We start from the raw sequence: 19,534 nt of genomic DNA on the forward strand, positions 1-19,534 counted from the left end.
ATGTATTGATTACTAGCGAATCCATTCAGCAATGAAGTTCATACACTTTTTGGCGGCTGGAGCCATGTTCTTCAAAGAAGCAGCAGCAATACCAATGGAACGTGAATATGGCCCATCCAAAGGTCGAATACAAAGTTCATAAGGATTTTGAACTAAAATCATTTCCGGAAGAATACTTACGCCCAGTCCGTTTTGCACCATAGCCATAATGGCATGATCATCTTCTAATTCATATTTGATTTTCGGAGCAAGCTTGTGCTGTGAAAAAATTCTCCGTACATCGGTGTCGCAGCCAGAAGCAGGCATAATGAAGGACTCATCGAGGAGTTGATCCACACGTATGGTTGTTTGCTCCCGAAGCATGTGATTAGATGGCAGTACGCACAGCATTCTTTCTTTTTTTAGCGGCAGTACTTCCAGTACGTCTAAAGCAGGCAGATTAACGAAGCCAAAATCAGCTTCTCCGCTGGCTATCCAATTCTCAATGTTATGGTAGTTACCGTCGAGCAGTTTCAGTTCAATAAGTGGAAAATGCTCATTAAACTTTTGGATAATACCGGGCAACCACTGGATGGATACACTTGAGAACGTACCTATTTTGACGGTTCCGGTCTCCAGTCCTTTGATTAGATCGACCTCTTGATAAAGCCTTTCGTTCATTTGTACGATCTCTCTGAAATGCTTCATCAGACGTTCTCCATTGCTGGTCAATTTGATGCCTGAACGTCCTCTAATCAGAAGAGTCAAGCCCAATTCATGTTCCAAACCGGAAACAGCATGGCTAATGGCGGATTGTGTAAGCTTGAGAAGTTCTCCTGCTTTGGTGAAGCTTCTTGTTTCTACTACGCTAAGAAAGACCTTATATTTAAACAAATTCATGTGTCCTCCTACATTAAATGAAATATATTCATACATAGTATCATATATATTCATTTTTTTTATCTTAGTTTTGTGGTTATAATCGAACTTGAGGATTTTGCAAAATCCAGACTTAAGAAAAAAGCTGATAACCATTTCATTTCTGGGAGGTACCTATGAATTCAATTGCAAAAACGCCACAGCCCCCTTATTATGCTGCTATCTTTACTTCTGAACGTACTGAAGGAGATGGCGGATATGGAAAGATGGGAGACAAAATGGAGGAACTGGCTGCTGAACAACCTGGTTTTCTGGGCATGGAAAGTGTTCGTGACCAAAACGGAGTAGGCATCACGGTTTCTTATTGGGAATCCTTAGACGCTATAAAAAATTGGAAACAGAACGAGCTGCACAAGGTAGCACAGGAGAAAGGGAAAGCTGAATGGTATAAAACGTTTGGTTTAAGAGTGAGCAAGGTAGAACGAGATTATTTTTTTACAATATAAAATAGATGAAATGATTAAAGCCAAAGGGAGCGCCTTTTCAGCCATTTATGGCCTTGAAGACGCTCCCTTTGGGTTAACATGCTCGTATGCATATGTCATAGACTTGTATACTCAGGGTTCAGTTGGATTTATCGGCTTCATTTCCTGAATCGCTTGCTTTAAGCTTTGTGAGCATTGCTCAAAAAGCTGCTTGCTTTGCTGCTCACTGGAGCCCGTTGCCAGCTTTTGCAGTTCAGTCGTGCATTGTTCCAGCAGCGTCAGCACGGCTTGATTAGAGTCCTGTACCTTGGTCATCTGTACGTTATCGCTGTATTGGTCAATGTATAATTCCCCTTGCGGGTCCACCTGCGCGAAAAATACGTCTTTGACCGTCAGGCTCTTTTCTTTCAGCTTTGCATCCATCCATTGCTGAGTAATTCCCATGTATGCCATTTGCTGCTCCATGAGTTGTCCATCCATAATAATGGCTGTTGGTTCCTTCTCCGGTAGTTGCCGCATATTCAGATCCTTAGGCGTTAAGGGCTGCTTTTCTTTGGTTAACAGCACATTGACTTCACCGCTGGTCTCCATAAGGGCAAATTCTACGTCAGATACCTTGAATACATTCTTGCTCCGCAGCTGCTCCATGAGTTCATCCAGGGTGAGCCGTTCTTTTTTCAGATTGTCTTCTAAAATTTTGCCGTCCTTGATCAGGATTGTGGTTTTCCCATCGGCAAAATCTCTGGCCTTCTTGCTTTTAATTTGCAAAAATTCAATGCCCAGTGTCGTCAGAACCCATACCGCTAACGATATAGTGCCCAAGTACCAGGAGGACTCCCGTTCCAAAGGAATAGAAGCAGCCAGGTTACCGATCGTAATTCCCGTTATATATTCAAACAAGGAAAGCTGCGATACCTGACGTTTTCCGAGAATTTTGGTAATTAAAAATAATATAGCGATAGCCATTAATGTGCGCAAAGAAACCTCGGCCCAATCCTGCATATATTCAACCTCATTTCATTTCATTCTGCCGCAAGTGCGCTGATATTCCAAGCATGTCCGCACCAAGGTCCGTTTAAACTCCAATCCCTCTTATTTTAATTAACTCATCTGCCGTTAAACGATTTAAATAAGCATTTTGCAACAATCCCAAGAGCGATTTCAAATCAGCAATATATAGATCGAAACGGTTTAGTTCGTCTATCTATTGTACTTTCGAGCGTTGGGAATCGAATGATGCAAAATGCTGAAATACTTGCCAGTATACAAAGAAACTACCGCATTAAAATTTTCTATCGTTGCATTATCAATGTCTATTACACAGGCGATTGACGGAAAAGGGTGGGCAGGATACATTATAACTATAATTCTCATTTAATTCATCGGGATTATAAACATTAAGTTCACGGAGGTATGTATATGTCATCCAAACCTAAAGTTGTATTGTGGAGTAAAACAGGCTGTCATTTTTGTGGAGAGATCAAATCGTATCTGGAATCCCAAAATCAGCCTTATGAAAATATTCAGGTGGACGGAAATGATGCCCTGCGTGACGTACTGGAGACTAAATATGGTGTTCGCTTTGTCCCTGTTGTTGAGGTAGGCGGGGATAACAAATATGAGGCGCTGCTCAACCCGGATCTGGAAGAGCTTGGGAAAGTGCTGGAAAGTTACAGTCAAGCGGTATAAGTAACGAAAAAAGGTCTGTAGCTACGCTGCTTTGTACAAAAATAACTTATAAAAGAATGCAGGCATAGCTGCCTTGAAACAAATGATTAGCCGTTGGGTAACAATAATTTTCAAGAGAGGTGTGAACAGTTCATGGCTAAAGACAGACAAATCAAATTTGGTGCCATTATTCACGGTGTTGGAGGTAGCATGACAACTTGGCGTCACCCTGAAGTGCCTGCGGACGCGAGTGTTAATTTTGAATTTTATAAAACACAGGCGCAAAAGGCAGAGGAAGGCAAGTTTGACCTTGTTTTTATCGCAGACGGTTTGTTCATTAACGAGAAATCCATTCCTCACTTTCTGAACCGTTTTGAGCCGATTACGATTTTGTCCGCTTTGGCCGGGGTGACGAAGCATATCGGGCTGGTTGGCACGCTATCGACTTCCTACAGCGAACCGTTTACAGTAGCACGTCAGTTTTCTTCCATTGACCATATCAGTGGAGGGCGTGCAGGCTGGAATGTGGTGACTTCCCCGCTGGAAGGCTCCGCTCTTAACTTTAACAAAGGCGAACATCCGTCACATCCAGAGCGCTACAAAATTGCGGAGGAATATTTGCAGGTAACCAAAGGACTGTGGGATTCGTGGGAAGAAGATGCGTTCGTTCGTGATAAGGAATCCGGCGTGTTCTTTGACCCTGAAAAGCTGCATACCTTGAACCATAAAGGCGAGTTTTTCTCTGTGCAGGGTCCGTTGAACATTGGACGATCCAAGCAGGGGCAGCCGGTTATTTTCCAGGCAGGTTCCTCGGAGGATGGCAAAAATCTGGCCGCCAAGGAAGCGGATGCTGTATTTACGGGACATGACTCGCTGGAGGAAGCGCAGCAGTTTTACCGTGATGTGAAGGAACGGGCGGTACGCTATGGCAGATCCGAAGAGGATATTGTCATCTTACCGGGCATTTCACCGATTATCGGTAGCACGACGGAAGAAGCAGAGCGTAAGTATGAGGAGATTACCAATTTGGTGACGATTGAGGCTGCTTTAAAATATTTGGGCCGTTTCTTCGATCATCATGATTTCTCACAATATCCGCTGGATGAGCCATTCCCAGAGCTTGACGGTATCGGCAGCAATTCCTTCCGCAGCGGCACGGATAAAATCAAACGGACGGCCAAAGAGCAAAATCTGACGCTGCGCGAGGTGGCATTGCGTTCGGCAACACCTAGAACTGCGTTTATCGGTACAGCTGAACAGGTGGCAGATCGGGTGCAGGAGTGGTTTGAAAGAAAAGGAGCAGATGGATTCATTATCGGTTCTGATGTACCGTCGGGTCTGCATGATTTCGTAAATCTGGTGGTGCCTATCTTGCAGGAGCGCGGCATTTACCGTCAGGATTATGAATTTAGCACATTGCGTGAAAACCTGGGTGTGCCGATTCCTGAGAACCGCTACACAGCAGCTAAATCTAAAGTGAAGATAGACGCATAACAGAAGGAGGGAAAAGCATGTCTAAGGTTGTCATCCTGTCAGGCAGTCCGTCTACACAATCCCGTCTATACGGCTTGATTAACTATACGACCGAGCAATTGCAGCAGGCTGGAGCGGAGGTCATATTGCTGAATGTGGTCGACTTGCCAGCCGAGGATCTGGTGAGGGCTAACTTTAACAGTCCCGATATTACAGCAGCTCTTGCGTTGATTGCAGCAGCAGACGCCATTATCGTGGCTTCTCCCGTGTACAAAGCCGCCTATTCCGGCTTGTTGAAGATATTTTTGGATTTGGTGCCGCAGGAGGGGCTGCGAGGTAAGCCCGTACTTCCTTTATTTATCGGAGGCACGCTGGCTCACCTGCTGGTCATTGATTACGCTTTGAAGCCAGTGCTTAACGCGTTGGGAGGAAGACATATTCTCGGCGGTGTGTATGCGGTAGATCAGTGGGTTGAACGCTTGCCAGATGGAGCATACGGGCTGTCGGAGGAACTGGTTTCACGGCTGGATCGCTCTGTAAAAGAGCTGACGGAGCTATTAAAGTAATAAATATTTTCAATTTTTACATTGACAGGGCGTTCAGTGAGTTTTATGATACAAAAAAACCAAGTTAGCGCATTGGATAAAATGTATTTGAAACTCACTGGGGGACTTGTGTATGAATATCGAGAATATGGAAGCCTTTGTATACGTGAATCATTATGGCAGTTTTAACAAGGCGGCAGATGCGTTGTTCTTATCACAGCCCTCTGTCACAGCCCGGATCCAGACGCTGGAGCGCGAGCTGGAATGCAAGCTGTTCGACCGCCAAAGCAAGCAAACCATTTTGACGGAGGATGGACGAAAGTTTCTTCCTTATGCGGAGCAAATGCTTCAAGTGCTGCAAAAAGGGAAGCAAAAGCTTCAACAGCGCAAAAAAACTCCTCAGCAAATTCGAATCGGCTGCACGATATCGGTGTCGAACTATATCATTCCTGAGATATTAAAGCAGCTCCGCGCTCGTTATCCGGAGATTAACTACAAAATTGTGACGGCTACGACGGATCAACTGGTACATAAGCTGTTGAACCGTGAGGTAGACATTAGTTTTGTCCGTAAAGTGATGCATCCGGCCATTCGTACGCTTGCTTTTTATGAAGATCCCATTTCCCTGTATGTATACGACGGTCATCCGTTTATGAAGACTGGAAAGGCCAGCATACAGGATATTCAGCATGAAACGCTGGTGTTTTTTGAATGCGGATCATTGGACTGGATGAGGATTCATCGGTCTTTTGAATCACTGGAGCAACCGCCGGATATTGCCTTTCAGGTAGATAATGTGGTTACAGCCAAGAAGCTGGTGCTGGAAGAAGCGGGGATTGCCTTTTTGCCGGACGTTTGTGTGAACCGTGAGGTGAAGGATAAAAAACTGTTCCGCATTCATGTACCAGAGGTAGCCGGGGTGTCCATGCAGATTAGCATTGTGGCGACCAAAGAAGACTGTGCGGTGAGCTCGGATTTTGCAGATGCATTGACAGAAGGCTTTCGGGGGGCTGTTTTGTAAACCGTTTTTTGCAAATGTGAGGAGCTTGCAAAAATCCAGAATGTATGAAATGTTCTTTTCAAATATGCTTTTGATTTTTCAATGGTGTTATAGAAATGTTCTATTGCCTGGTGGATTGACGTAAATGAGCGCAGGTGTTAAATTAGTCACATCCTAAAACCGATTAAACTCATAGGAATTATTAATTAATGTGGCAGCTGCCATGTATGTCGCAAACTGCTGATATACAAAGAGACGAGGGGGATTCATATGAAAAAGTGGTTTGCAATGTTATCCGTTATGGCGATTATTCTGGTGTTGGCAGGCTGCGGCTCCTCTGATAATGCGTCTAACGCGTCTGGCGCGTCCGGTTCGAACGGAGACGTGAAAAAAATTATTGTAGGTACAGGCACTCAATTTAAAAATGTATGCTTTATTGACGAAAATGGAAATTTAACAGGCTTTGACGTTGAGCTGATCAAGGAGCTGGACAAGCGCCTGCCTCAATACGAATTTGAATTCAAAACGATGGACTTCGGCAATCTGCTGCTGAGTCTGGATGCCGGTAAAATTGATCTGGTATCGCATCAAATGGAAAAAAACCCGGAGCGTGAAGAGAAGTATCTGTTCAACAAAAATCCGTACAGTATTTTCCTGAACAGAGTCGCTGTAGCGAAGGATAACAATACCATTCAATCGATTGATGATCTGAAAGGCAAAAAGATACTTACCAGTCCGACCAGTAATGCGGCATATGTATTGAAGGAATACAACAAAACACACGGGGATGCCCTGAACATTGTTTATACAAGCGGTGCAGCCAATGATACGGTGCAACAGATTACGAGCGGCCGTATAGATGCTACCATTACGACAGACTTTGCGAACCGCTTTAACACCGATGAAAAAGGAGAAGTAGCCCTGAAAACCGTCGGTGATCCTTTGACTCAATCGGATGTATTGTATGTACTGAACAAAAATGAGCAAGGATTGGCAGATGATCTGGATAAAGCTATTCAGGAAGTGAAGGACGACGGTACATTGTCGAAGCTGAGCATCAAATGGCTTGGAGAAGATTTCACGAAGTCTCTGGATGATGTGAAAAAAGAAGGCACAAGCAGCAAGAAATAGGATAAGCTTGAATATTTCAGCGGTCAGGGTACCCCGTGTATTCTGACCGCTGATGTATAGGAAAGGAGGCAGGCATATGAGCAGAGAGTTTAATATCGATTATGTTTTTAGCTTTATCCCGAAAATGCTGTCTTATTTACACATCACATTGTTTATTGTGGCTAGCTCGCTTTTGTTAGGACTAATCATCGGCCTGCTGGTTGCGCTGCCTCGTATGTATAATATTCCTTTTCTCAAACGTGTCTCTCAGGTGTATGTTTCATTTTTTCGTGGAACACCTATTCTGATCCAGCTCTTTCTGGTGTATTACGGCTTGCCTGAGCTGCTGAAGCTGGTGAATATCAATTCCTCCAGATGGGATGTGTTGTGGTTTGCCGTAGCGACCTATGCGCTAAACAGCGGGGCCTTTATTTCCGAGATTATCCGATCGGGTGTAGAGGCGGTAGATCGGGGACAAATCGAGGCAGCACAGTCCGTCGGCATGTCAGGCTATCAGACTTTTACACGTATCATATTGCCGCAAGCGCTGGCTGTTGTGGTTCCGGTATTTTCCAATCTGGTGATCGCCAATTTGAAGGATACTTCGCTGGCGTTTACCATCGGAGCTATGGAGATGACGGGGAAATCGCAGACACTGGGTGCGGCTACCCAGCATTTTGTTGAAACCTATATCGCGTTGTCTCTTATTTATCTGGTGGTCAGCCTGATTTTGCAAAAACTGTTCAAGGTACTGGAAAATACGCTTCTCAAGCATGAGCATCGGGACACAGTCCAAAGCGAGCCCAAGAAACGAAAAAGTTTTGTGGTGCGTTATCTGAACCCCCGTCTTAGTAAAGGAGGCAAGAGCATATGAGTCTGGATTTTGGATTTATATATACGGCCTTTCTGGGGTTGTTCTCGGCGTTGCCCAACACGTTAATCATTACGGTGGTCTCCGTACTGGCGGGACTGGTCATCGGAATTATAACGGCTCTGGCCCGAATTTATAAGGTGCCTGTGTTGTCCCAGATTTCCCATGGCTACGTTACCTTTATCCGTGGTACGCCGATGCTGATGCATTTGCTGCTTATTTATTTCAGTTTACCTTTGTTCATTGATGCGGGAGCCAGGCATTTTGGCTGGTCGTTTCATTCTAAAGATGTTCCCTATATGGTATTTGCACTCATTTCGTTCTCGATTACAAGTGGCGCGTATATGTCCGAGGTGGTCCGTTCCGGGATTCAATCCGTAAACCGGGGGCAAATCGAAGCAGCCTATGCAGTCGGGATGACGACGTGGCAGGTGCTGCGGCGTATCGTGTTTCCACAGGCGTTCGTGGTCAGTCTGCCGAACCTGACGAATTCTGTTATTGGGATGCTTCATGGCTCTACGCTGGCCTTTACAGTTTCCGTCACGGAAATCCAGGCTCAGGCTGAAATTTTAGCATCTACAAACTGGAAGTACCTGGAGGTTTATATCGCGGCAGCACTGATTTTCTGGGGTTTGACGGTGCTGATTGAACGAATTTCCGGCTTGGTGGAGAAAAAAATCAATGTGTTTAATGGGGGTAGAGCATCATGATCCGTCTGCAAAATATAACGAAATCGTTCGGCAAGCACGAGGTGCTCAAAGGCATTGATTTAACTGTGAATAAGGGAGAGGTCGTTGTCATTCTCGGACCGAGCGGCTCGGGGAAAACGACGTTGCTGCGCTGCATCAATTATCTGGAAAAGCCGAATGACGGGGAGGTCAGCATTGGAGATTTTACGGTAAACTGCAAGCGACCTGCGAAGAAAGATGTTTTGGCTCTACGCCAAAAAACGGCCATGGTCTTCCAGCAATACAATCTGTTCAAGCATAAAACGGCGTTGGAAAACGTGATGGAAGGGCTTGTCGTCGTCCGCAAGGTGAAGCAGGAGGAAGCGAAGAAGATCAGTATCGAAGTGCTCGAAAAGGTCGGTCTGAGCGAAAAACTGAATCATTATCCGAGTCAGCTATCCGGCGGGCAGCAGCAGCGTGTCGGTATTGCGCGTGCATTGGCGCTGAACCCGGAAGTGATTTTGTTCGATGAGCCGACCTCGGCGCTAGATCCTGAACTGGTGGGAGAGGTGCTGTCAGTTATTCGCAAGATCGCGAAGGAAGGCATTACGATGATTGTCGTCACGCATGAGATGGGCTTTGCGCGGGATGTTTCCAATCACGTGGTATTTATGGATGATGGCCACATTATCGAAGAAGGCAGCCCGGACGACATTTTCAATCGTCCCCAAGAGGAACGCACGAAGCAATTTCTGAAACGGATTACACCGGAATATAACTATTCAATTTAGACGGGAGAGGGAGACATGAGTATTAAAATCGGAGTATTGGATCAAAGCCCTATACACGAGGGGGAAACGGCGGCACAGGCGCTTCGAAACACGATTAAGCTGGCGCAGCGTATAGATGAGCTGGGATTTTCACGCTTTTGGGTATCGGAGCATCATGATTCCGAGCAGGTTGCAGGCTCTTCGCCGGAGGTACTCATTTCTCATCTGCTGGCACGCACCGAGCGTATTAAAATCGGTTCTGGCGGAGTTATGCTTCAGCATTATAGTTCTTATAAAGTGGCCGAAAATTTCAATGTACTGGCGTCTCTTGCACCGGGTCGCGTAGATTTGGGCATTGGACGTGCGCCGGGCGGTCTACCGAAATCCACACAGGCGTTACAACGCAACGTGCATGATGCGCCTTCTCTTGAAGAAAAGATTGATGAAGTGAGCAGCTATATTCATAATATTCTGTCCGAAGAGGGACCGCTAGCAGGGCTACAGGCTAATCCGATTCCGGAAACACCAGCGGATATTTACGTTTTGGGTACAAGTACAGACAGTGCTGGAATTGCTGCACGTTCCGGGTTGCCCTACGTCTTCTCGCAATTTATCAACAGTAACGAACAGGTTGCACTGGATGCATTCCGCACGTATCGGGAGTCCTTTGACTATAGTCATGGACGTGAGCCGAAGGCACTTTTTGCGCTGGCGGTCATCGTAGCGGATACTTCCGAGGAAGCTGCGGAGTTGGCAGGTGAGCACAAGCTGTACAAAATTCATCTGGCCAGTGGCAAAACGGCTACGGTGGGCACGCTGGAAAGTGCAGAGGAGTTCGGTAAGCAATCGGGTGAAGAATATACGATTGAAGTTACACAAGCGCAAATTAACAAGGGAAATAAAGAGGAAATCTATGCTACTTTGACGGAAATTCAAGCTAAATATCAGGCTGATGAGCTGATCGTAACGACAGGAATACGGGATATCGGAAAGCGCGTCCGCTCATTTGAGCTGCTGCATGAAGCTTTTGCTGGTCTGCCTGTACAGTCCTAGGTGTTGTTGGCTTGAGAAAGTTGTAACCATTTTGGATTTACGAAGGAGGAATAGGGATGAGTGGATCAACCGGGACGAAGGAGCAGGTTTTGGAGCAGAAGCTGGTAGACATTCGTCGCCATCTTCACCAGAATCCCGAGCTGTCTAACGAGGAGGTTGAAACTACCGCCTATATCCGTCGTCTGTTGGAAGAACAGAACATAACCATTCTTGATGTGCCGCTGCGCACCGGACTGGTGGCGGAAATCGGCGGGCAGCAGGAGGGGCCGATTGTGGCACTTCGCGCGGACATTGATGCGTTGCCGATTCAGGAGGAGACAGGCTTGCCCTATGCTTCACTGCATCCGGGCAAGATGCATGCCTGTGGGCATGATTTTCATACGGCATCCCTCTTCGGAGCTGCCGTATTGTTAAAAGAGCGGGAGCAGGAGTTGAAAGGCACGGTTCGCCTTGTGTTTCAGCCAGCGGAGGAAAAGGCCAAGGGCGCAGCCCAAGTGCTGGACAGCGGTGTGCTGGCAGATGTGCAAGCTATATTCGGCCTGCATAACAAGCCGGACCTGCCTGTAGGGACGGTCGGCATTAAGGAAGGCCCGCTGATGGCGGCGGCAGACGGCTTTTACATCGAGGTAGAGGGCCTGAGCACGCATGCGGCGGTGCCGCAAGCAGGGATTGACCCGATCGTCGTGTCGTCGCACATTATCACGGCGCTGCAATCCATCGTAAGCCGGAGCGTCAACCCGCTGGACAGCGCGGTGATTAGCGTGACGAAGCTGCACAGCGGCAACGCCTGGAACATCATTCCGGACCGTGCCCATCTGGACGGCACGATCCGGACGTTCGACGAGAACGTGCGCGCACAGGTGGCTGAACGCTTCGAGCAGGTCGTAAAGGGCGTGGCCGATGCTTTTGGCACAAAAGCGAATATCCGCTGGATCGAAGGACCGCCACCTGTACTGAATGACGGCAAGCTGGCCGTCATCGCGGAGCAAGCGGCCCAAGCGGCCGGTCTGGAGGTCGTTCGCCCCGTGCCTTCCTCGGCGAGCGAGGATTTCGGGCTTTATCAGAAGAGCATCCCCGGTGTGTTCGTCTTTGTCGGCACTTCGGGGAGTCAGGAATGGCATCATCCAGCCTTCGATCTGGACGAACGCGCGTTGCCGGGAACGGCGAAGCTGCTGGCTTCACTGGCAGAATCGGCATTAGTATCCATAGAGTAGAGGTGTGAGTCTACTCTTTCAATGCTAGACCCCTTCTTATGTAGAGAAGGGGTTTTTAATTTGTCAAACGATCAAAAGAATTACCTTTTTCTAAATTATAAAGGAAAATATTGACGGTATATCATCCTAATGATAATATAAAATTGTAATTTTTTTCAAAACAAAAGAAAGGGGGGAGAGATAAGAGATTTCGATTGCTATTTTATGAATACAACAATCAAATAAAATGATATGGAGGTTAAAGAAATGCCGAAGAAAAAAGGAATGATCATGGCTTCTTTTTCATTGGTAGTGGCTGCTTCTTTACTGGTTGGCGGGGCTAATGTTGGTGCAGTAGCCTCTAATTTGGAAAGCACTTCTGAAATAGAGTCCACGAGTGTTAGCTTGGCTGCTACGGATATACCTGCAAAATTTAAGCCATCCGTAGAATGGGTTTGGAAGAATAGAATCGTCAAAGAAGGCTCGACCAACCGTAAAAATTTGATTTTTGATCAAATATATGCAGGAAAAGGGACGCTAAATTATGTGGTGCGCTGGCAATCTACCAAAAATCTCACGCTTCAGCAACGTAAGGATATGGCTTCCATGCTGAGCCGCCAAGTCAATAATTGGAATAAGCAGTTGAAAGGGTATGATGGCTGGCCTTATGACAATATTACAGTAAAAATAGTAGGCTGGGCCGTTGCAAATCCGTCTCAGATTCTTAACAAACAATCAAGTGAAATCGTTTACACTGACACGATTACAGATGATTTAAGCAAAACGAACCCGAATATCCCTGCTAAACTTCCAGTTGCTCCTGATGCGCTTTCCAGATTTGAGCATTTTACAGATCCAAACTATGCTTATCCGGGGGGGTTGGACAAGCGGTTTGATATGTATTTATGGGGGACAGCCAATTTTCAAGGTGGAGCCGGTGGTGACTGGGGACAACGCATGCCCGATGATTATATCCTGAGCACCCTGAACTCTGATGAAGTTCATATTACGGAGCATGAGATGGGGCATGGATTCGGCTTGCCTGATTTCTATGAAGAAAATGATCGTCCGCCTGGTGGATTCCCTACACCAACTATTATGTGGGCCGGAAATTCTTCCAAGATAACAGAGTGGGATACCTGGATGTTGCGTTATACCTGGAGCCAGGTCAAGAAGGATACCTCTCGTTTTCCTACCCGATAAAAGATACGTAGAATAGTGCAAAAAAAGCTGATGAATAGGACCGTTTCTTCCAAAATCAAATTCTGTGATGGAATTGATTTTAGTGGAGAAGCGGTTTTTTCATTTCACAAAATACCAGTTTTTTGCACATGAAGGGGCGAATTCGTTCCAATATGATCTCAAAATACCTAATTTAATTCATTAAGGAAAATATTGACGATGCAATAATCCAGTGATAATATGATTTGTGATTATTTACAAAAAACGACAAGGAGGATTGATAGATTATCGTTGATCTCATAGATCAATACATAAACACGAAAAAGAGGTGATTGAATTAATCGTTTCAGGAGAACTACCGTAATTATATTAAAGAGTTATGGAGGTATATGTATGTTGAATAGAAAAGGCATGATGATGGCTTCTTTTTCAGCGGTGATCGCCAGTTCATTGCTGATGGGAAATGCTACGATCATGTCTGCGGCTTCTTCAGAAAATGGGAGTGTAGCGGTTGCAGCAACGGGTGATTCGACATTGGCTGATATGCCTGCTTATCTCAAATCATCTGTGGAATGGGTTTGGAAGAATAGAATGTTGACCGAAGGCTCGACGGCTCGTAACAACACGATTTTTGATCAAATCCATGCGGGAAAGGGTACATTGAATTACGTCGTACGCTGGCAATCTTCTAAACCCGTTACGCTACAACAACGTCAAGATATTGCCAGAATGCTAGGTCGTCAGATGAATCATTGGACGGAGCACCTCAAAGGATATGATGGCTGGCCCTATCAGGATATTAAAGTAAAAGTAGTAGGCTGGGCCGTTGCTGATCCTTCACTATTACTGGACAAACAACCTGACGAGGTCGTTTATACGGATACGACTACAGACGAGTTAGCTTCCGAAAAACCGGAAATTCCTGCTGTACTGCCGGTTGCGCCTGAAGCTTTGTCCAGATATGAGCATTATTGGGATCCACGCTATTCTTATCCTGGTGGATATGATAAACGCTTTGATATGTATTTGTGGGTTACCGAAAATTTTGTAGGAGGAACCGGTCAGGATTGGGGTCAACGTGTGAATGATGATTACCTTTTTAGCACATTGAATTTGGATGAGATCGAAATCACGGAACATGAAATTGGACATGGTTTTGGCTTAACTGATTTTTATGAAGAACACGAGCGTCCACCGGGCGGCTTCCCAACGAACACCATTATGTGGGCTGGTGATTCCGATCATATCACCGACTGGGATATTTGGATGCTGCGGTATACCTGGAGTCAGCTCAAAAAAGATACGTCTCGTTTCCCAAACACGACTAAAGGTGACGAGGGTCCTATCGAAACATCACCCGATGAAATCGTGAACATTGGGCCTGCTGCAACGGCCAGCACTTCTTATACTTCACCTTGGGAAAATGTGAGCGCACTCAATGACGGCTTTGATCCAACCAGCTCCAATGACCGAAGTCATGCTGTGTACGGAAACTGGCCTGAGGTGGGAACACAATGGGTTCAATATGATTTTGATCAAGAACATACGGTATCTCAAACGGATATATATTGGTTCAAGGATGGCTCCGGCATCGATGTTCCCAAGTCTTACAAGATTAAGTATTGGAACGGTCAAGGCTGGTCTAATGTCAAGCAGGCCAAAGGATTGGGTACTGCGGCAGATCAATATAATACCACCACTTTTACGCCTGTAAAAACAACGAAATTTAGAATTGAAATGGTATCCAAAGGTTCTGCATCCACGGGAATTTTAGAGTGGAAAGTAGCAGCTAATCAATAAGTAATATTTTGAATTAATTATGGAGGGGAAACGAATGTTGAAGAAAAAAGGAATGATGGCGGTTTCTTTTTCTGTGGTGATTGCTAGTTCATTACTGATGGGAAATGCTAGTTTTGTATCAGCGGATGCGCATATGAATGGGAGTGCCGTGGTTGCGGCAACAAGTAATACGACATTGGCGGACATGCCAGCTTATCTCAAATCATCGGTGGAGTGGGTTTGGAAGAATAGAATGCTGACCGAAGGCTCGACTAACCGCAAAAATTTGATTTTTGATCAAATTTTTGCGGGAAAAGGAACTCTAAATTATGTAGTGCGTTGGCAATCTTCTAAGCCAGTTACGCTTCAACAGCGTCAAGATATTGCTAGAATGCTAGATCGTCAGATGAATCATTGGACGGAGCATCTCCAGGGATATGATGGATGGCCCTATAAGGATATTAAAGTTAAAGTGGTAGGCTGGGCTGTTGCTAATCCTTCACTGCTGCTGGACAAGCAGCCTGATGAGGTTGTTTATACGGATACTATTGCAGATGGATTAGCTTCTGAACAACCGGGAATTCCTGCTGCACTTCCCGTTGCGCCTAATGAAGTATCCAGATTTGAGCATTTTTCAGACCCCAACTATTCGTATCCGGGTGGATTGGATAAACGCTTTGATATGTATCTTTGGGCTACAGAAAATTTCGGTGGGGGAGCCGGCGGCGACTGGGGACAGCGTATGAATGATGAATACGTTCTGAGTACGGTGAACGCTGATGAGATTGAGATTACTGAACATGAGATTGGACATGGCTTTGGATTAAACGATTTCTATGAAGAACACGAGCGTCCACCGGGTGGCTTCCCAACGAACACGATTATGTGGGCTGGAAATTCCGATCATATCACCGACTGGGATGTTTGGATGCTGCGTTATACCTGGAGTCAAATCAAAAAGGATACGTCTCGTTTCCCAACCACGACTAAAGACGACGAGGGTCCAATTGAAACAGATCCTAATGAAATCGTGAACATTGCGCCTGCGGCAACAGCTAGCAGCTCTTATACTTCATCCTGGGAAAATATAAGCGCGCTAAATGATGGATTTGAACCTGCCAATTCCAACGATAGAAGTCATGCCGTGTATGGCAACTGGCCTGAAACGGGAACGCAATGGGTTCAATACGATTTTGATCAAGAACATACGGTATCTCAAACGGATGTCTATTGGTTCAAAGATGGCGCTGGCATTGATGTTCCCAAGTCTTACAAGATTAAGTATTGGAACGGTCAAGGCTGGTCTAATATCAAGCAGGCCAAAGGATTGGGAACTGTGGTAGATCAATATAATACGACCACTTTTACGCCTGTAAAAACAACGAAATTAAGAATTGAAATGGTATCCAAAGGTTCCGCATCTACCGGAATTCTGGAGTGGAAAGTAGCAGCTATCAATAAATAACTCAATAAAGTTCGGCTTATGCTAAATAAGGTTGTCTCTTGCGATATTGCGGGAGACAGCCTTTTTATAATTCATAGCTGGAACAACTGGAGTCTGATCCTATCAGGCTTTTTTTGTATCTTGATTATGGCGCTTGTTTCGTTCATATTTGTATGCAAGGATCACTGGGAATGAACGGATGTACAATAATATGTATAATGAACGTCAGACATGAATGAAAAGAGGACGGAAAGCGATGACCTACGACGTGAAAGCCCTTTACGATGTACATATGGGATTTGGACCGGTGTTTGAACTGCTGAGCAGTTTGCATACCTTTATTTGCCGCAAGGCATACAAGAAGACGGATTTGTCATCCGCGTGGGCCGAGCAGGTGCGTGACAAGCTGTCTCCAGATCTGTCCGGGCTGCTGGGATCTATGGAAATCAATGCAGATTGGAAGGTCATATACGGGATCGTCTGTATGCTTTCCGATGAAGGGGGCATTGACGAGGTTGTAGATCGTCTGGAGAGCCGGACAGCGCTGGAGCTAAATGAACAGGCATTAGCCTACGGAATTCCGTTGCCTGACGATATGGAGAAGCTTCGCAGTCTTGCTTTACGGTTGCTATCTGGTTGGTATGAGGAATACTTTCGCTATGCGGACGCTAACATTCTGATTGGGCTGGGACAGGAAGCCGAGCAGAGAAATAAGGAGAAGGGTACCTATAGCACTATGGAATGGGTGGATCGTATAACCAATGGCTTCCGGTTTGAGCCTTCCGATGGGCTGACGCGGGTACTGCTGGTACCGCAATACCATTTTCAGCCGCTTAATATCATTTATCGGTTTGGATCGCTCCTGCTGTGTCATTATTCGGCAGGCATTTATTTTCAGCAGGACGACTTTTTATCTCCACAGGAATACCGGATGATTCGAAGCTTGGGGGAGAAAAGCAGGCTTAAGATTTTAAAATATTTGTACCAAAGCCAGACACCGCGCACCTTTATTGAAATTGTCCGTCACCTTCAGCTATCGAAGGGCATCACGCACGATCATATTTTCAAGCTTCGTGCCTCTGGTTTCATCCATGCTCATTTTGATGGCGAAACATTGCTCGGTTACAGCGCACGGCTTTCGGCTGTGAATGAAATGCATAGCAGCATCCTTGGCTATATGGAGCGTAATTAAGCTGCGCCAACTGGCAGGACTTTAATACTTTAAACGAATAGACGCCGGTCGCCTGGAGATGGAATCCAGATGATCCGGCGTTTTTTTGATTCAATCCGAAATTCTCCACGCTCGTATTGCTGCCCCTTGCATTTGCATTCGTGTCCTCGTTCCGGCCGCTGGACGATATATTCAAGTTCATCTCTCCAATTACCTGGAGGACGTTTATTCCCACTCATGTTACAGGTGAAGCTTATGTGAGCCTGTTTACCGAAAGAGGGTTTGGGCGAACGCTGTTTAACAGCTTCTTTACCGCAATGGCCGAGATGCTATTCGGGTTACTAGTAGGCTCGATGGCAGCCTTTGCCTTTGCTTTCTTCCAGTTTAGAGGGGAAAATGCAATGTTTGTGCTGGTGCTCATCACGTTTATGATTCCGTTCGAAATGATTGCCATTCCCCTATACAGTCTGGTGGATCAACTGGGCTGGATGGACTCCTATACCGCCATCATCGTACCGGGGATTGAGAACGGATTGGTTATTTTTCTGTACAGGCAGTTTTTTATGGAGCTGTCTCCTTCACTAACGGAAGCGGCCCGTCTGGATGGAGCCTCCTGGTTCCGCATTTATACGAAGATCATTATGCCGCTCTGCAAGCCTGTCACGCTCAGTGCAGGGCTGCTCATTTTTGTGCATCAGTGGGAGTCCTTTATGTGGCCGCTGATTGCTACGCGCTCAGACCAGTACAAGGTGATACAGGTCGCCTTGAGTGATTTTACAACTGAGTTTGGAACATATTGGAATGAGCTGTTCGCTGCTTCTATGATCGCTGTTGTCATTCTGGTGATCGCCATTTTGCCGTTGCAGCGCTTTTTTGTATCCGGCATATCAGGCAGCGGCTTGAAGGAATGAAGTTGAATATGAATGAGAGAGGATGAACCCGATGAATACAATCGCCCAACAGCTAAATGAAGTGCTGCTTGCTGAAAACAAGCATGTATATGATATGTTGTCCCGTTTGGGAAGACAGATTTACTATGTTAAGGAGGGGATTCTGAGTCAGTCCGGCGAAGCCAAAGCCAAAGCGCATAAATATAACGCCACATTAGGGACAGCCGTCGAAAATGGGCAGCCCATGCATCTCAAGGTCATTCAGGATACACTCAGCCATTATGCGCCCAAGGATATTTATGAATATGCCCCTACGGCGGGCAAATCGGAGCTGCGCAGGCTTTGGCGGGAAAAAATGTTTCGTGAAAACCCGTCGCTGGGGGGCAAAAAGGTCGGGACACCGATTGTGACAACGGGGTTGACGCACGGTCTGAGTATCGTGGCAGATTTGTTCGCCGGAACGGATGATCCTGTCATCGTACCAGATCAAATCTGGGAAAACTACGAGATTACGTTTGGTGTCAGACGAGAAAGCCGCATGGTGGAATATGCCCTTTCAATGAGCAGCACCAATATAATGTGGAAGGGCTGCGTCAAGCCATTTTACAACAGAAGGATGCGGGGAAGGCCATTGTTGTGCTGAATTTCCCTAACAATCCGACAGGCTACACTCCCGGCATAGAGGAAGGGGAGCAGATTATCGGCGCTCTTCTAGAGGGGGCAGAGGCTGGAATCCATATCATAGTTCTGGTGGATGATGCTTATTTTGGCTTGTTTTATGGGTCCTCGCTGCGGGAATCGTTATTCGCCCGTCTGGTTGGTGTCCACAGCCGTATTTTGCCCATTCGCATCGATGGAGCCACTAAGGAAGAATACGTTACGGGTCTGCGCGTCGGATTTCTGACCTTTGGTGCGGATAATGAACAGGTGCTGGAGGCACTTGAGCAAAAGGCACTGGGAATGATCCGTTCTACCATTTCGAGCAGTCCGCATCCATCGCAGAGCTTTGTTCTGCATGCGCTGCAATCCCCGGATTATGAGGTGCAGAAAAGCGAAAAGACTCAGATCATCAAAGAACGTGCGCATAAGGCTATGGCGGTGCTGGAGAGTGGGAAATATCATGATGCCTGGGAGCCATACCCGTTTAATTCAGGTTACTTTGTATGTCTCAAGCTCAAAACCGTACATCCGGAATTGCTGCGTGTCCACCTACTAGATGCCTACGGGGTAGGGACTATTGCGCTAAATGATACGGATCTCAGATTAGCTATTCCCTGTATAGAAGCCGACCAATGGGAGGACTTGCTCGCTATGATATACTCAGGTATTCAGGAGCTTCAGCAGCAACATGCACGATAATTCATACTTGGTGGC

18 protein-coding genes and 1 pseudogene are annotated in these 19,534 nt (G+C 46.1%); 17 read left to right on the top strand and 2 right to left on the bottom strand.

Annotated elements, in window-relative coordinates:
• Positions 1-12: 12 nt before the first annotated feature.
• Positions 13-879 carry a LysR family transcriptional regulator gene (locus tag ABIA61_RS02615; RefSeq protein ID WP_283655758.1) on the bottom strand — a complete coding sequence of 289 codons (867 nt, stop codon included), beginning with the start codon at positions 877-879 and terminating at the stop codon, positions 13-15.
• Between the two features lie 155 nt (positions 880-1,034).
• On the opposite strand from ABIA61_RS02615, the gene ABIA61_RS02620 reads away from it, so the two are divergent.
• Positions 1,035-1,364 carry an antibiotic biosynthesis monooxygenase family protein gene (locus ABIA61_RS02620; RefSeq protein ID WP_283655759.1) on the top strand — a complete coding sequence of 110 codons (330 nt, stop codon included), beginning with the start codon at positions 1,035-1,037 and terminating at the stop codon, positions 1,362-1,364.
• Between the two features lie 111 nt (positions 1,365-1,475).
• Here the strand turns inward: ABIA61_RS02620 and ABIA61_RS02625 are convergent, their stop codons facing one another.
• The gene (locus tag ABIA61_RS02625) at positions 1,476-2,345 is read right to left on the bottom strand and encodes a DUF421 domain-containing protein (RefSeq protein WP_283655760.1); all 870 of its coding nucleotides are present in this window, start codon (positions 2,343-2,345) and stop codon (positions 1,476-1,478) included.
• 417 nt (positions 2,346-2,762) lie between these two features.
• Between ABIA61_RS02625 and ABIA61_RS02630 the strand changes: the two genes are divergently transcribed.
• The 16 genes and pseudogenes from ABIA61_RS02630 (at position 2,763) to ABIA61_RS02705 (ending at position 19,519) form a co-directional block, all read left to right on the top strand.
• Positions 2,763-3,032 carry a glutaredoxin family protein gene (locus ABIA61_RS02630; RefSeq protein ID WP_044645553.1) on the top strand — a complete coding sequence of 90 codons (270 nt, stop codon included), beginning with the start codon at positions 2,763-2,765 and terminating at the stop codon, positions 3,030-3,032.
• 132 nt (positions 3,033-3,164) lie between these two features.
• Positions 3,165-4,505 (top strand): LLM class flavin-dependent oxidoreductase, encoded by a 1,341-nt coding sequence (locus tag ABIA61_RS02635; protein WP_404519150.1) that lies wholly within the window; start codon positions 3,165-3,167, stop codon positions 4,503-4,505.
• Positions 4,506-4,522: 17 nt separating this feature from the next.
• The gene (gene ssuE / locus ABIA61_RS02640) at positions 4,523-5,050 is read left to right on the top strand and encodes an NADPH-dependent FMN reductase (RefSeq protein ID WP_283655762.1); all 528 of its coding nucleotides are present in this window, start codon (positions 4,523-4,525) and stop codon (positions 5,048-5,050) included.
• Positions 5,051-5,162: 112 nt separating this feature from the next.
• The gene (locus tag ABIA61_RS02645; RefSeq protein WP_283655763.1) at positions 5,163-6,050 is read left to right on the top strand and encodes a LysR family transcriptional regulator; all 888 of its coding nucleotides are present in this window, start codon (positions 5,163-5,165) and stop codon (positions 6,048-6,050) included.
• 249 nt (positions 6,051-6,299) lie between these two features.
• Positions 6,300-7,160, top strand: coding sequence for a transporter substrate-binding domain-containing protein (locus ABIA61_RS02650; RefSeq protein ID WP_044645549.1), 861 nt, complete (start codon positions 6,300-6,302; stop codon positions 7,158-7,160).
• A 76-nt stretch (positions 7,161-7,236) separates the two neighbouring features.
• Positions 7,237-8,013 (top strand): amino acid ABC transporter permease, encoded by a 777-nt coding sequence (locus ABIA61_RS02655; protein WP_283655764.1) that lies wholly within the window; start codon positions 7,237-7,239, stop codon positions 8,011-8,013.
• On the top strand, positions 8,010-8,720 hold the full coding sequence (locus ABIA61_RS02660) for an amino acid ABC transporter permease (protein ID WP_283655765.1): 711 nt from the start codon (positions 8,010-8,012) through the stop codon (positions 8,718-8,720). Before ABIA61_RS02655 ends, ABIA61_RS02660 begins: the two co-directional genes overlap by 4 nt.
• On the top strand, positions 8,717-9,469 hold the full coding sequence (locus ABIA61_RS02665) for an amino acid ABC transporter ATP-binding protein (RefSeq protein WP_283655766.1): 753 nt from the start codon (positions 8,717-8,719) through the stop codon (positions 9,467-9,469). The genes ABIA61_RS02660 and ABIA61_RS02665 overlap by 4 nt, the downstream gene beginning before the upstream one ends.
• 15 nt (positions 9,470-9,484) lie before the next feature.
• Positions 9,485-10,501, top strand: a complete 1,017-nt coding sequence (locus ABIA61_RS02670) for an LLM class flavin-dependent oxidoreductase (RefSeq protein ID WP_283655767.1) — start codon at positions 9,485-9,487, stop codon at positions 10,499-10,501.
• 56 nt (positions 10,502-10,557) lie between these two features.
• Positions 10,558-11,715 carry an amidohydrolase gene (locus ABIA61_RS02675; protein ID WP_283655768.1) on the top strand — a complete coding sequence of 386 codons (1,158 nt, stop codon included), beginning with the start codon at positions 10,558-10,560 and terminating at the stop codon, positions 11,713-11,715.
• A 246-nt stretch (positions 11,716-11,961) separates the two neighbouring features.
• Positions 11,962-12,897: a dockerin gene (locus tag ABIA61_RS02680; protein WP_404519148.1), complete on the top strand. Its 936-nt coding sequence runs from the start codon at positions 11,962-11,964 to the stop codon at positions 12,895-12,897.
• Positions 12,898-13,269: 372 nt separating this feature from the next.
• The gene (locus ABIA61_RS02685) at positions 13,270-14,676 is read left to right on the top strand and encodes a discoidin domain-containing protein (RefSeq protein WP_404519146.1); all 1,407 of its coding nucleotides are present in this window, start codon (positions 13,270-13,272) and stop codon (positions 14,674-14,676) included.
• Positions 14,677-14,710: 34 nt separating this feature from the next.
• Entirely contained in the window at positions 14,711-16,120 is a 1,410-nt protein-coding gene (locus tag ABIA61_RS02690; protein ID WP_404519145.1) for a discoidin domain-containing protein, read from the top strand.
• Between the two features lie 235 nt (positions 16,121-16,355).
• Complete coding sequence (locus ABIA61_RS02695) at positions 16,356-17,291, top strand: winged helix-turn-helix domain-containing protein (RefSeq protein ID WP_404519143.1); 936 nt, start codon at positions 16,356-16,358, stop codon at positions 17,289-17,291.
• A 236-nt stretch (positions 17,292-17,527) separates the two neighbouring features.
• Positions 17,528-18,181 (top strand): carbohydrate ABC transporter permease, encoded by a 654-nt coding sequence (locus ABIA61_RS02700; protein WP_404580264.1) that lies wholly within the window; start codon positions 17,528-17,530, stop codon positions 18,179-18,181.
• Between the two features lie 31 nt (positions 18,182-18,212).
• Positions 18,213-19,519: pseudogene (locus ABIA61_RS02705) on the top strand (aminotransferase class I/II-fold pyridoxal phosphate-dependent enzyme).
• The last annotated feature ends 15 nt before the right edge of the window (positions 19,520-19,534 follow it).

The organism is Paenibacillus sp. RC21 (assembly GCF_044907935.1).
GTDB lineage: Bacteria > Bacillota > Bacilli > Paenibacillales > Paenibacillaceae > Paenibacillus > Paenibacillus terrae_A.